The 12,943-nt window shown below is 69.1% G+C and carries 12 protein-coding genes; 7 read left to right on the top strand and 5 right to left on the bottom strand.

Going from position 1 to position 12,943, the window contains the following annotated elements:
- Positions 1-9 precede the first annotated feature (9 nt).
- The 6 genes from AB0N66_RS27525 to pssA all read left to right on the top strand — a co-directional run bounded on the left by AB0N66_RS27525 (position 10) and on the right by pssA (position 6,396).
- On the top strand, positions 10-2,037 hold the full coding sequence (locus AB0N66_RS27525; protein ID WP_365439911.1) for a protein meaA: 2,028 nt from the start codon (positions 10-12) through the stop codon (positions 2,035-2,037).
- Positions 2,034-2,993 (top strand): CoA ester lyase, encoded by a 960-nt coding sequence (locus AB0N66_RS27520; protein WP_365439909.1) that lies wholly within the window; start codon positions 2,034-2,036, stop codon positions 2,991-2,993. Before AB0N66_RS27525 ends, AB0N66_RS27520 begins: the two co-directional genes overlap by 4 nt.
- Positions 2,994-2,998: 5 nt before the next feature.
- The gene (locus AB0N66_RS27515) at positions 2,999-3,511 is read left to right on the top strand and encodes a MaoC family dehydratase (protein WP_365439907.1); all 513 of its coding nucleotides are present in this window, start codon (positions 2,999-3,001) and stop codon (positions 3,509-3,511) included.
- A 2-nt stretch (positions 3,512-3,513) separates the two neighbouring features.
- Positions 3,514-4,719 (top strand): acyl-CoA dehydrogenase family protein, encoded by a 1,206-nt coding sequence (locus tag AB0N66_RS27510; protein ID WP_365439905.1) that lies wholly within the window; start codon positions 3,514-3,516, stop codon positions 4,717-4,719.
- A gap of 173 nt (positions 4,720-4,892) precedes the next feature.
- Complete coding sequence (locus AB0N66_RS27505) at positions 4,893-5,549, top strand: phosphatidylserine decarboxylase (RefSeq protein WP_365439903.1); 657 nt, start codon at positions 4,893-4,895, stop codon at positions 5,547-5,549.
- A gap of 28 nt (positions 5,550-5,577) precedes the next feature.
- On the top strand, positions 5,578-6,396 hold the full coding sequence (gene pssA, locus AB0N66_RS27500; RefSeq protein WP_365440185.1) for a CDP-diacylglycerol--serine O-phosphatidyltransferase: 819 nt from the start codon (positions 5,578-5,580) through the stop codon (positions 6,394-6,396).
- A gap of 91 nt (positions 6,397-6,487) precedes the next feature.
- Here the strand turns inward: pssA and AB0N66_RS27495 are convergent, their stop codons facing one another.
- The 5 genes from AB0N66_RS27495 to AB0N66_RS27475 are packed head-to-tail and all read right to left on the bottom strand — an operon-like array spanning position 6,488 to position 11,558.
- Positions 6,488-7,753 carry an ABC transporter substrate-binding protein gene (locus AB0N66_RS27495; RefSeq protein WP_365439901.1) on the bottom strand — a complete coding sequence of 422 codons (1,266 nt, stop codon included), beginning with the start codon at positions 7,751-7,753 and terminating at the stop codon, positions 6,488-6,490.
- The gene (locus AB0N66_RS27490; RefSeq protein ID WP_365440183.1) at positions 7,750-8,883 is read right to left on the bottom strand and encodes a branched-chain amino acid ABC transporter permease; all 1,134 of its coding nucleotides are present in this window, start codon (positions 8,881-8,883) and stop codon (positions 7,750-7,752) included. The genes AB0N66_RS27495 and AB0N66_RS27490 overlap by 4 nt, the downstream gene beginning before the upstream one ends.
- Positions 8,884-8,908: 25 nt before the next feature.
- Positions 8,909-9,799 (bottom strand): branched-chain amino acid ABC transporter permease, encoded by an 891-nt coding sequence (locus tag AB0N66_RS27485; RefSeq protein WP_365439899.1) that lies wholly within the window; start codon positions 9,797-9,799, stop codon positions 8,909-8,911.
- Positions 9,796-10,743, bottom strand: coding sequence for an ABC transporter ATP-binding protein (locus AB0N66_RS27480; protein ID WP_365439897.1), 948 nt, complete (start codon positions 10,741-10,743; stop codon positions 9,796-9,798). Before AB0N66_RS27480 ends, AB0N66_RS27485 begins: the two co-directional genes overlap by 4 nt.
- A gap of 8 nt (positions 10,744-10,751) precedes the next feature.
- Positions 10,752-11,558 carry an ABC transporter ATP-binding protein gene (locus AB0N66_RS27475; RefSeq protein WP_365439895.1) on the bottom strand — a complete coding sequence of 269 codons (807 nt, stop codon included), beginning with the start codon at positions 11,556-11,558 and terminating at the stop codon, positions 10,752-10,754.
- Between the two features lie 187 nt (positions 11,559-11,745).
- On the opposite strand from AB0N66_RS27475, the gene AB0N66_RS27470 reads away from it, so the two are divergent.
- Positions 11,746-12,942 (top strand): helix-turn-helix domain-containing protein, encoded by a 1,197-nt coding sequence (locus AB0N66_RS27470; protein WP_365439893.1) that lies wholly within the window; start codon positions 11,746-11,748, stop codon positions 12,940-12,942.
- Position 12,943: the final 1 nt, after the last annotated feature.

Raw genomic sequence — 12,943 nt, 5'->3', positions numbered from 1 at the left:
GTCCCGTAGATGACTGAGCGCCAGAAGGACCGGCCGTGGCTGATGCGGACGTACGCCGGGCACTCCACCGCCGAGGCGTCCAACGAGTTGTACCGGCGCAACCTCGCCAAGGGACAGACGGGTCTCTCCGTGGCCTTCGACCTGCCGACGCAGACCGGCTACGACCCCGACCACATCCTCGCCCGCGGTGAGGTCGGCCGGGTCGGCGTGCCGGTCTCGCACCTCGGTGACATGCGCCGGCTGTTCCAGGACATCCCGCTGGAGCAGATGAACACCTCGATGACCATCAACGCCACCGCCATGTGGCTGCTGGCGCTCTACCAGGTCGTCGCCGAAGAGCAGGGCGCGGACATCACCCAGCTCCAGGGGACGACGCAGAACGACATCGTGAAGGAGTACCTGTCGCGAGGGACGCACGTCTTCCCGCCGGTGCCCTCGCTGCGGCTGACGACGGACATGATCACCTACACGGTGAACCACATCCCCAAGTGGAATCCGATCAACATCTGCAGCTACCACCTCCAGGAGGCGGGAGCCACCCCGGTCCAGGAGATCGCGTACGCGATGTCCACCGCGATCGCCGTACTGGACGCGGTGTTCGCCTCGGGGCAGATCGCCGAGGACCGCAAGGGTGATGTCGTCGCGCGTATCTCCTTCTTCGTGAACGCGGGTGTCCGCTTCATCGAGGAGATGTGCAAGATGCGGGCGTTCGGACGAATCTGGGACCAGATCACGCGCGAGCGGTACGGCATCGAGGACGCCAAGCAGCGGCGCTTCCGGTACGGCGTCCAGGTCAACTCCCTCGGCCTGACCGAGGCTCAGCCGGAGAACAACATCCAGCGGATCGTGCTCGAAATGCTGGCCGTGACGCTATCGAAGGACGCACGCGCGCGTGCCGTCCAACTACCCGCCTGGAACGAGGCGTTGGGCCTGCCCCGACCCTGGGACCAGCAGTGGTCGCTGCGCATGCAGCAGGTACTCGCCTACGAGAGCGACCTGCTGGAGTACGCGGACATCTTCGAGGGCTCGCACGTCATCGAGGCCAAGGTGGCTTCCCTGGTGGAGGATTCACTCGCCGAGATGGACCGCATCGAGAAGATGGGCGGCGCGATGGCCGCCGTCGAGTCGGGCTATCTGAAGTCACAGCTCGTCTCCTCGCACGCCGAGCGCCGGGCACGAATCGAGGGCGGCACCGACAAGATCGTCGGCGTCAACATCTTCGAGACGACCGAGCCCAACCCGCTCACGGCCGACCTGGACGCGGCGATCCAGACGGTCGATCCGGCGGTCGAGGCCCAGGTGGTCGCCGCGCTCCAGAACTGGCGTGACACCCGCTACCAGCCCCCGTTCAACCACCCGCGCCCGTGCAAGGCGCTGGAGCGGCTGAAGGCGGCCGCCAAGGGCACCGACAACCTCATGGAAGCCACCCTGGAGTGCGCCCGCGCCGGCGTCACGACCGGTGAGTGGTCCGGGGCCCTGCGCGAGGTGTTCGGCGAGTTCCGTGCCCCCACCGGTGTCTCGTCCGCGCCCGTCGCGGTCACCGCCGAGGAGGGCACCGCGATGGCGCTGGTGCGCCGCAAGGTCGCGGTGACCGCCGGCGACCTCGGGGTCGGCAAGCTCCGCTTCCTGGTGGGCAAGCCTGGCCTGGACGGGCACTCCAACGGCGCCGAGCAGATCGCCGTGCGGGCCCGCGACGCCGGGTTCGAGGTGGTCTACCAGGGCATCCGGCTCACGCCCGAGGAGATCGTGGCCGCGGCCGTCGCCGAGGACGTGCACGGCGTCGGTCTTTCGATCCTCTCCGGCTCGCACGCCCAGCTGGTGCCGGACGTGCTGGAGAGGCTGCGCGAGGCCGGTGCGGGCGACATCCCGGTGATCGCCGGCGGGATCATCCCGAACGCCGACGCCGAACTGCTGCGGGCCGCGGGAGTGGCCGCGGTATTCACCCCGAAGGACTTCGACATCACCGGAATCATCGGCCGTATCGTCGACGAGATCCGCAAAGCGAACAAGCTCGACCCCCTGGAGGTCCCCGCATGACCGTCAACCGTCTGCGCCCCCGCCGTTCCTGCCTGGCGGTGCCGGGAAGCAACCCCCGCTTCCTGGAGAAGGCCCAGGGCCTCCCCGCGGACCAGGTCTTCCTGGACCTTGAGGACGCGTGCGCGCCGCTCGCCAAGCCCGAGGCGCGGCACACCATCGTCAAGTTCCTCAACGAGGGCGACTGGACCGGCAAGACGAGGGTCGTGCGGGTCAACGACTGGACGACGGAGTGGACGTACCGCGATGTCGTCACGGTCGTCGAGGGCGCGGGCCCGAACCTCGACTGCATCATGCTGCCGAAGGTGCAGGACGCCCAGCAGGTCGTCGCGCTCGACCTGCTGCTGACGCAGATCGAGAAGACGATGGGCTTCGAGGTCGGCAGGATCGGTATCGAGGCGCAGATCGAGAACGCCAAGGGCCTGGTCAACGTCAACGAGATCGCGGCCGCCTCGCCGCGCACCGAGACCATCATCTTCGGCCCGGCCGACTTCATGGCGTCGATCAACATGAAGACCCTGGTCGTGGGCGAACAGCCGCCCGGCTACGGCGCGGACGCCTATCACTACATCCTGATGAAGATCCTGATGGCGGCCCGTACGTACGACCTCCAGGCGATCGACGGCCCCTACCTGCAGATCCGCAACGTGGACGGCTACCGCGAGGTCGCGCAGCGCGCCGCCGCCCTCGGCTTCGACGGCAAGTGGGTGCTGCACCCGGGCCAGGTCGAGGCGTCGAACGAGATCTTCTCGCCCTCCCAGGAGGACTTCGACCACGCCGAACTGATCCTGGACGCGTACGAGTACTACACGTCCGAGGCGGGCGGCAAGAAGGGTTCCGCGATGCTCGGCGACGAGATGATCGACGAGGCCAGCCGCAAGATGGCGCTCGTCATCTCGGGCAAGGGCCGGGCGGCCGGTATGCGGCGCACGTCCAAGTTCGAAGCCCCGGAGGCCTGAACGCCATGCAGTTCGGACGCACCTACGAGGAGTTCGAGGTCGGCGCGGTCTACAAGCACTGGCCCGGAAAGACGGTCACGGAGTACGACGACCACCTCTTCTGTCTGCTGACCATGAACCACCACCCGCTCCACATGGACGCCAACTATGCGGAGAACACAACGGACTTCGGCAAGAACGTGGTGGTCGGGAACTACATCTATTCCCTCCTGCTGGGCATGTCGGTGCCGGACGTGTCCGGCAAGGCGATCGCCAACCTGGAGGTCGAGTCGCTGAAGCACGTGGCGCCGACCTTCCACGGCGACACGATCTACGGCGAGACCACGGTCCTCGGCAAGACGCCGTCCAGATCCAAGTCGGACCGCGGGATCGTCCATGTCGAGACCAAGGGCTACAAGCAGGACGGCACGCTGGTCTGCGTGTTCCGCCGCAAGGTGATGGTCCCCACCGAGACGTACATCAAGGAGCGCGGCGGCGAGCAGCCCGGCCGCCCCCAGCTCAAGGAGCAGGAGAAGTAGCCATGGCGCGACTCGCCCAGACCGCCGGTCTCACCGACATCCAGCAGGAGATCCTCGCCACCGTCCGGGACTTCGTGGACAAGGAGATCATCCCGGTCGCGACCGAGCTGGAGCACCGCGACGAGTACCCGCAGCAGATCGTCGACGGCCTCAAGGAGTTGGGCCTCTTCGGGCTGATGATCCCCGAGGAGTACGGCGGTCTGGGCGAGTCCCTCCTGACATACGCACTGTGCGTCGAGGAGATCGCCCGCGGCTGGATGTCGGTGTCCGGCATCATCAACACCCATTTCATCGTGGCGTACATGCTCAAGCAGCACGGCACGCAGGAGCAGAAGGACCACTTCCTGCCTCGCATGGCGCTCGGCGAGGTGCGCGGCGCGTTCTCCATGTCGGAGCCGGCGCTTGGCTCGGATGTATCGGCGATCACGTCGAAAGCGGTCAAGGACGGCGACGAATACATCCTGAACGGTCAGAAGATGTGGCTGACGAACGGCGGCACGTCGAACCTGGTGGCCGTCCTCGTGAAGAGTGACGAAGGACACCCAGAGGGCACCCCCGCCCACAAGTCGATGACGACGTTCCTGGTCGAGAAGGAACCCGGCTTCGGAGAGGTCCGCCCCGGCCTCACCATCCCGGGGAAGATCGACAAGATGGGTTACAAGGGCGTCGACACCACCGAGCTCATCATGGACGGACTGCGCATTCCGGCCAATCGTGTGCTCGGCGGGACCACCGGCCGAGGGTTTTACCAAATGATGGACGGTGTCGAGGTGGGGCGTGTGAATGTGGCGGCGCGTGGCTGTGGCGTCGCACAACGTGCGTTCGAGCTGGGCGTCTCCTATGCGCAGCAGCGTCACACTTTCGGCAAGCCGATCGCCCAGCACCAGGCCATCCAGTTCAAGCTGGCCGAGATGGCTACCAAGGTCGAGGCCGCCCATGCGATGATGGTCAACGCGGCACGCAAAAAGGACTCGGGTGAACGAAACGACCTCGAAGCAGGGATGGCGAAGTACCTCGCCTCCGAATACTGCAAGGAAGTAGTCGAGGACGCCTTCCGGATCCACGGCGGTTACGGCTTCTCCAAGGAGTACGAGATCGAGCGCCTCTACCGCGAGGCACCGATGCTGCTGATCGGCGAAGGTACCGCCGAGATCCAGAAAATGATCATCGGGCGCAGGCTGCTCGAAGAGTACCGACTGCAGGGATAGATGTCCCGGTTAGGGGTGTTTCCTTCGAGAAGAACATCACACCCCGTCAGCACTCTTCAGCCGCCGACTCGGCTTCCTGGCTTACCCAGTTGTGGCCCGCGACCGGTACGATCCCGGGAAAGCCGCCGTCCCCCGTTTTCAGTGCGCGGCATCATCCGCTACGAAGGTCATCCATGCCCCACAGCCAAACCTCTGCACCTCGCGACAGCCTGGCAGGCGTACGCCTCGCGCGCGGAGCATCGCCGTGGCTTCTCCCGACCGTCGCCACCGCAGCACTCAGCCTGGTACGCGCGCGCCACTCCGGCGCCGCCAAGGCCGTGGCCGTGCCCGCCACCGCGCTCGCGGCGGGCATGCTGTGGTTCTTCCGGGACCCCGAGCGCGAGATCACCCAGGGCCGGGTCATCTCGCCGGCCGACGGTGTGGTGCAGAGCATCATGCCCTGGAAGGACGGACGCACCCGCGTCGCGATCTTCATGAGCCCGCTGAACGTCCACGTCAACCGCGCGCCCCTCTCCGGCACGGTGACTTCGGTCGAGCACATCCCCGGTGGGTTCGTTCCGGCGTTCAACAAGGAGAGCGAGAACAACGAGCGCGTCGTCTGGCACTTCGACACCGAGCTCGGTGATATCGAGATGATCCAGATCGCCGGCGCGGTCGCCCGCCGTATCGTTCCTTACATCCCTCAGGGTACGAAGGTCGAGCAGGGCGAGCGGATCGGTCTGATCCGTTTCGGGTCGCGCGTCGACATCTACCTCCCCGAGGGTGTCGAGGTGGACGTGGAGGTCGGTCAGAAGACCGTGGCTGGGGTGACTCGAATTGACCGTGATTGATCCCGAGACGCAGGCGCGCACCGGCTGGGTGCCGGAGGCCGACGAGGCGGACGACGAAGAGGAGATGCCCCTCTCCCTCCGCCTCTCAATAGCGGACACCCTCACCCTGGGCAACGCGACCTGTGGCTTCATGGCGGTGTACTTCACCACCACCGGCATCCTGATCCCGCACCTCACGGGCAGCCAGGAGACCGGCATGGGGCGGCACAGTGCCGCCACAGCCGTCATCCTCATGCTGTGCGCTGCGGTCTTCGACCTCTTCGACGGCCTGGTGGCCCGCAAGCTGCGTTCCTCCCCCATGGGCGCCGAGCTGGACAACCTGTCCGACCTGATCAGCTTCGGACTCGCTCCGGCGTACTTCGTGCTGGTCTACGGCATGGTCGCGGACGACGCGCACCAGCGAGTGGCGGCGGTGGGGGCCATCGTGGTCCTCCTCGCGGTCGTACTGAGACTCGCGCGCTTCTCCTGCGTCACGGTCAAGGACGGCACGTTCCAGGGCATGCCGTCGCCCTTCGGGGCGCTCACCGTGGTCTCCATCGTCCTGCTGGAGCTGCCGTTCGTCGCCACGCTCATGGCGATCCTCGGCACCGCCTGGCTGATGGTGAGCCGGGTCGAGTATCCGAAGCCGCGCGGACCCCTCGCGGTGGCGATGCTCTCCTGGATCGTGGTCTCCATGGGCCTGCTCGCCGCCTGGGCCTTCGACGCCCCGGGTGGTCAGCTGCTGCTCCAGACCGGCTGTGCGCTGCAGCTGGTGACGGGCGCGGTGATCCCGCTCTTCGCCACCGCTCGCCGGGTGAACAACTTCCGGGACAACCGGCGTGAGGCGCGCGCGGCTCAGCTGCCGTAACTCGCCTGTACGTGACTGAAGGGCCCCGAACCACACGGTTCGGGGCCCTTCGGCGTGGGGCCCGTCAGCCCTGGGCCCGTCAGCTTTGGTGTCACGCGCCTGGCGTGTAGCCCTCCGCGACGGACGAGGCCGCGGCCTCCCGTACGACCGCCATCCCACCCACCGCGTTCTTGTCCGGCCGCAGGATGATGCTCTGCTTCGAGGACGGCGACTTCGGGTCGCTGAAGTCCTGGGTGACGCCGAAGCCCGGGTCGAAGGCATCGATGGTCAGCAGGGCCTTGTCGACGCCCTCGCGGGTGAGGTCCTTGCTGTCGCAGGCCTTCTGCAGGGCCTCGCCGAAGGCGGCGGCCGCGGTCCAGCCGGCCACCACGCCGTTGTCGAGGGAGTCCTTCGGGTACGCGACCTTGTAGTCCTCGACGAGCTTCCTGGCCTCCGGGGTGTCGCCTCCGATGGGGAGCGAGGGCGAGGCCACGTAGTAGTTCGCCATCAGGGCCGGGCCTGCCTGGGTGGCGAGCAGCTGCGGGGCGAAGGCCGAGTTGTTGCCGATGATCGGCACGTCGAACTTCCCCGCCGCCGCGACACCGACCAGCGAGGCCGCCTGGCGCGGGCCCGCGCTGATCACGATCGCCTTGACACCGGCCTGCTTGAGGGCGGCGACCTGGGCGGTCATGTCGTTGTCGGTGGGCTTGATCTTCTGCTCGACGACGGTGAGCCCTGACTCCTTCGCCATGTACTTGGAACCGACCAGGGCGTTCTCGCCGTAGTCGCCCTCGAAGTACACATGACCGATCTTGTCGCCCTTCTTGATGCCCTTCTCCTTGATCAGGAAGTCGACGGCGTTGATCGTCTCGATGTCGTACGTGGATCCGATGACGCGGATGTACGGGCTGCCCAGCAGGGTGGCCGACCAGGCCTGCGGCAGCACGAGCCCCTTGTCCTGGCCGTCCACCCGCTGCTTCACGGCGGCGACGAACGGCGAGCCGATGAACTGCGTGAAGCCCAGCACCTTCGGTGCCAGCTCCGTGTATCCGGAGACCGCCTTCTGCGGGTCGTAGCCGTGGTCCCGCACGGTGAGCGCCAGCTGGTAGCCGCACACACCGCCGGCGGCGTTGAGCTGCTTCACGTAGAGCTGCTGGGCCTGGGTGACGCTCTTGCCGAGGGTGGCGTAGACCCCGGTCATGTCGGTGAGCGCGCCGAGGGTGATGGTCTTGCCGGAGATCCCCTCGCCGGTCTTCACTCCGCCGACGGCCGTCTCCTTGTCGTCGTCCCCGTCCTTGGCCTTGGAGCTGCACCCGGCCAGCACGAGCAGGGCGGCCAGCGTCCCGGCGGCCGCCCTTGCCACGTATGTCGTCCTCATCGTTCCTCCCCTGGAGTGGCCCCTTCGACGGACCTTGGGCTGAGCCTTGAGTTGCGCCTTCGGTTGGGCCTTGGGTTGGGCTTTCCGTTCGGCTTGGCGCGTCGCCAGGCGGCCACCCTGACCAGGCCGCCCGGCAGGAAGAGCACCACCGCCACGACGGCGGCGCCGTAGAGGTACCGGGATGCCTCGCCCGGTGTGATCCCGCCGGCGCCGGGGTCGGAGACCAGCGGCAGCGCATCGCTGTAGCGGGTCAGCAGCTGGGGCAGCAGGGAGACGAACGCGGCCCCGATCACCGCCCCGGCGACCGAGCCGAGCCCGCCGATCACGATCATGGCGAGGTACTCCAGCGAGAGGATCATGCCGAAGTAGTCCGGCACCGTCCGCTGGAAGATCAGCGCGAGCAGGACACCGGCCAGCCCCGCGTACATCGAGGACAGCACGAAGACCGCGGCGCGGTAGCGGGCGACCGGCACGCCGATCACTCCGGCCGCGATCCGGTGGTCGCGGATCGCGTTCATGGCCCGGCCCGGCCGGCCCCGCAGTACCCCGCGGGCGAACAGCGCGCCGCCGAGGAGCATCACGAGTCCCGCGTACCAGAGCTTCTCGGCGGAGCCGAACGGCACGGCGGCCACGACGAGTTCACGGTCGTCGAAGGTGAGGCCGAAGAGACTGAGGGGCGGTACGTCGCGGCCGTTGAACCCGCCGGTCAGCTCACGCGCGTTGAACAGCACATGCTGGCCGATGAAGATCAGGGCGAGGGTGGCGATGCCCAGATACGCGCCGCGCAGCCGCCCGGCGATGGGGCTGAAAAGCCCGCCCGCGACACCCGCGGCCAGCACGGCCAGGACGGTGGCGAGCCAGGTCGGGAGCCCGAGCCCGGTCAGCCCGTCGCCTCCGTCACCGGCGAACACGCAATAGCCGTACGCGCCGACCGCGAGGAAGAAGGCGTGCCCCATGGAGAGTTGTCCGGTCGCGCCGGTGAGGAGGTTGATGCCGATCGCGCCGATCCCGGCTGCCATCGCGAACAGGCCTGCCTGGAGCCAGAAGCGGTCCAGGTAGAAGGGCAGGGCGAGCAGGAGGACGCCGCCGGCGCACCAGACGTACGTCCGGGTACGGGTGAGTCGCCACAGCGGTCGGGTGCCGCTCGTCAGGACGTCAGACACGGGCAAGCTCCTTGGTGCCGAAGAGCCCGGCGGGCCGGATGAGGAGGATCACGACCATCACGAGGTACGGGGCGAGATCGCCAAGTCCCCTTCCCAGGAAGGTCAGATCACTCTGGTAGCCGGTGGCGAGAGACTCCGTGATCCCGACGAGAAGACCGCCGACCAGCGCGCCCGTCGTGGAGTCGAGGCCCCCGAGGATCGCCGCCGGGAACGCCTTCAGCGCGGCGAGCGAGGTGGCCCGCTCCAGGCCCGGGGTCGGGAAGACGGTGAGGAACAGGGCGGCGACCGCGGCGAGACCGCCGGCCACCGCCCAGGCACCGAGCGACACCCGCCCGAGCCGAACGCCCATGAGGGCGGCGGTCTCCGGGCTCTCCGCGGCGGCGCGCATCGCCACGCCCCAGGAGGTGTACCGGAACGCCAGCAGGAAGGCCGTGATGAGCAGGGCCGCGGCGACGAACGCGGCGATCCGCGTGTGCGCGAGGGAGACCGGCCCGACGGTGAGCACGGCGTCACCCCACGGGTCGCCGAGCGGCAGCACGTCCGTGCCGATCCTGCGGGTCAGTTCGGTGGTGAGCAGGATGTCCACACCGATGGTGACGATGGCGAGGACACTGTGGTCGGACCCCCGGTAGCGGCGCATCACCAGGAACTCCACCGCCGCCCCCACCAGCGCGGCGCCCGCGATTCCGGCGCCCAGCGCGGGCCAGAAGCCGATGTCGTCGTGGAGTGACGCGGTGACGTACCCGCCGGCGAGCAGCAGCGAGGCGTGCGCGAAGTTGACGACCTCGGTGGCACGGAAGATGACGACGAAGCCGAGGGCGATGAGGGCGTAGACGGATCCCAACGAGACGCCGTTGAGGAGGAGTTCGGCGAAGGTGCTCATGAGTCGGTCTCCTCGCCGTCGGGGCGGCAGCCGTCGCCTGGGTCGCCGTCGGGGCGGTCGGTGCGGCCGCTGTCGGCGCGGTCGCCGTCGGTGGGCTGCTCGTCCGCGGGTTCACCGTCTGCGCGCTCGGCCCGGTCGCTGTCGGTGGGCTGCCTGTTCGTGCGCTCGTCGTCCGTGCGCTCGCCCAGGTAAGCCCGTACGACCGCCGGATCGTTCTGTACGTCGACGGGGGCGCCGTCCGCGATCAGGCGGCCGAAGTCCAGTACGGTCACCGCGTCCGCGAGCCGCATCACCACCCCCATGTCGTGTTCCACCAGCACGATCGAGATGCCGAGGCTGTCGCGGACGCCCGCGACGACCGCGGCGGTGCGGCGCCGTTCGTCGGCGGTCATGCCCGCGACCGGTTCGTCGAGGAGCAGGAGCCGGGGCTCCATGCACAGGGCGCGGGCGAGTTCGGCGAGCTTCTGCTGCCCGTACGGGAGCGAGCCCGCCGGACGGCCGAGCTGGTGCTCCAGACCCACGAACTCGGCGATCTCACGCACGCGTTCGCGATGCCGACGCTCCTCGCGGGCCGCCGTCGGGAGCCGCAGTCCGGCGGCGACGAAGCCGGTGCGGGTCAGCCGGTGGCGGCCGAGCAGCAGGCTGTCCTCGACCGTGGCGTGCGGCGGCAGGGCGAGGTTCTGGAAGATCCGGGCGACGCCCAGGCCCGCGATGCGGTGCGGAGGCAGGCCGGTCAACTCGTGGTCACCGAAGCGGACGCTGCCGGAGACGGGCCGGCAGACGCCGGACAGGACGTTGAAACAGGTGGACTTTCCCGCCCCGTTGGGGCCGATGAGGGCGTGCACGGTACCGGGGAGGACGGTGAAGCTCACGCTGTCGAGGGCGGTCAGGCCGGCGAAGCGGACTGTCAACTCCCTTACGTGGAGCGGGGGTACGTCCGGCATCACGGGCCTCACCCCTCCCACCGGGACAGTGTCGGCAGGGTCCCGCGCGCCGGTGCGGCGTCGGCCGCCGCGTCCTCGTCGACCACGCCCAGATAGCGGCGGCGGACCTCGTCGGAGGCGGCGAGTTCGTCGGCCGGACCCGAGAGGGTCACCTCGCCGACTTCGAGGACGTACGCACGAGAGGCGAGCCGCAGGGCGAGCGCCGCGTTCTGCTCGACGAGCAGGACCGAGGTGCCCTGGGCGTTGATCTCCCGTACGGTGTCGGCGATTCGCTGGGCCATCAACGGGGCCAGGCCGAGGGAGGGTTCGTCGAGCAGGAGCAGTCTGGGAGTCGCCATCAGAGCCCGCGCGACCGCCAGCATCTGCTGTTCGCCGCCGGACAGGAGTCCCGCGCGCTGCTGGGCGCGTTCGGCGAGGACGGGGAACAGGTCGTGCACGCGGCGCAGGGCACGCGCCCGCTGCGCCCGGCCGCCCACGGCACCGAGTGCTCCGGCCCGCAGATTGTCCGCGACCGTCATCCTGGCGAACACCCGTCGCCCTTCCGGCACTTGGGACACCCCGGCGGCCACCACCCGGTCCGGGGAGAGCCGGTCGAGCGGGCGTCCGCCGAGACCGATCGTGCCGCCGGTCACCGCTCCCCCGTGGAAGGAGAGCGTCCGGCAGATGGCCCGCAGCAGCGTCGACTTGCCCGCACCGTTGCTGCCGAGGACGGTGACCACGGCTCCTTCGGGTACTTCCAGAGTCACCTGGCGCAGTGCGCGTACGGGGCCGTAGCCGACCGACAGGTCCCGTACGAGCAGAGCGGAACCGCCCATGGCGCTGCCACCTCTCCGTGTCCTCGCTCGGTGTGGCGCTCACCTCAGCACCGGTCCAGGCGCCCGTCCACGGGATGCGGGCGAAACGCGGCGGGTGCCCAGAGGTGGTGGCCGGCCGTTGTGCACGGGCACAAGACCGCGTGTCAGGGGCCTGTGCGAGGCGCCGTCCTGGTGGCATCCTCCGGCCATGGGAGGGCGCCGACCGCGGACCGGTCAAGACTGGAAGCTGCTCGCGGAGTCCTGCACGGCTCTGCTGGAACGGCTGCCCGAGCTCGTCGACGAGCACCTGCGGCAGCTCACCGAGTACTCCCCCGTCTACGGACAGGTGCTGCCGTACGACCAGCAGTGGCGGGAGGCGGAGGCCGCGATGCGCGTCGGCATCCAGACGATCTCCGCGCCGCGGGACTCACCACGCCGCGATCTTGAGTATGCCGAGGACGCGGGCCGCCGCCGGGCCCAGCAGGGGCTTCCGCTGGAACTGCTCGTACACGCCTACCGCGCCGCGGGCTACCTCGTGTGGGACGCGCTGATGGAAGGCGCGGTGGGGCGCGAACCCGAGCGGATCGCGATGCTCATGCGCTCGGCGACCATGGTGTGGTCCGCCGTGGACGCGCAGGCCACGACCGCCACGGACGCGTACCGGGCCACCGAGACGGAGCTGCGGCGGCGGACGGACGAGCAGTTGCAGGCGCTCCTTGACGCCCTGCTCGAAGGGCAGGAAACACCCGGGCTGGCGGCGCGGGCCGCCGCCGGGCTCGATCTGCCGGAGCACGGGCCGTACGCCGTGGTGGTGCTGCGGGCCGAGCGCCACGACGGCCGGGACGTGTGCTCCCGGCCCATGCTGGGCGCGGGGCTGCGTTTCATCTGGCGGATGCGGGCGGACTGCGAGGTGGGCGTGGTGGCGTTGGGGACCGGGCAAGGGCTCGACGGGGTGGCCCGGTTTCTCGACGGACGATGTCAGGGGCCGGGCGGTATCAGTCCCGTGGTGGCCGGGCTCGCCGAGCTGGGCCGGGCCCGGCGGCTGGCCGAGCTGGCGCTGCGTACCTGTCCGCCGGACGCCATGGATGTCGTACGCCTCGACCAGCGGATGCCGACCGCGCTCGTCGTGAGCCAGCCGGAGCTGGCGGGGCGCCTGGTGGCGGATGTGTTCGGGGCGCTGCTGGAGCTGGAGCCCGGTGACCGGGCTGTGCTGCTCGAAACGCTCGACGTGTGGCTGGCCTGCGAGGGCTCCGCCGGGCGGGCCGCGGGCCGGCTGTACTGCCACCGCAACACGGTGTTCAACCGCCTGAGGCGACTGGAACAACTGACATCACGGTCCCTGGCCCGGCCTCGGGACCTGATCGAGATGACGTTGGCGTTGGACGCGTATCGGTTGTCGGGGTGAG

It is taken from the genome of Streptomyces sp. NPDC093544 (assembly GCF_040683495.1).
In the GTDB taxonomy this organism is placed as follows: Bacteria; Actinomycetota; Actinomycetes; order Streptomycetales; family Streptomycetaceae; genus Streptomyces.
This window is presented reverse-complemented; position numbering and strand designations above follow the sequence as displayed.

Coding starts and splice junctions, on each gene's coding strand:
- AB0N66_RS27525 (WP_365439911.1), top strand. CDS start 10: ATGACTGAGCGCCAGAAGGACCGGCCGTGGCTGATGCGGACGTACGCC.
- AB0N66_RS27520 (WP_365439909.1), top strand. CDS start 2,034: ATGACCGTCAACCGTCTGCGCCCCCGCCGTTCCTGCCTGGCGGTGCCG.
- AB0N66_RS27515 (WP_365439907.1), top strand. CDS start 2,999: ATGCAGTTCGGACGCACCTACGAGGAGTTCGAGGTCGGCGCGGTCTAC.
- AB0N66_RS27510 (WP_365439905.1), top strand. CDS start 3,514: ATGGCGCGACTCGCCCAGACCGCCGGTCTCACCGACATCCAGCAGGAG.
- AB0N66_RS27505 (WP_365439903.1), top strand. CDS start 4,893: ATGCCCCACAGCCAAACCTCTGCACCTCGCGACAGCCTGGCAGGCGTA.
- AB0N66_RS27495 (WP_365439901.1), bottom strand. CDS start 7,753: ATGAGGACGACATACGTGGCAAGGGCGGCCGCCGGGACGCTGGCCGCC.
- AB0N66_RS27485 (WP_365439899.1), bottom strand. CDS start 9,799: ATGAGCACCTTCGCCGAACTCCTCCTCAACGGCGTCTCGTTGGGATCC.
- AB0N66_RS27480 (WP_365439897.1), bottom strand. CDS start 10,743: ATGCCGGACGTACCCCCGCTCCACGTAAGGGAGTTGACAGTCCGCTTC.
- AB0N66_RS27475 (WP_365439895.1), bottom strand. CDS start 11,558: ATGGGCGGTTCCGCTCTGCTCGTACGGGACCTGTCGGTCGGCTACGGC.
- AB0N66_RS27470 (WP_365439893.1), top strand. CDS start 11,746: ATGGGAGGGCGCCGACCGCGGACCGGTCAAGACTGGAAGCTGCTCGCG.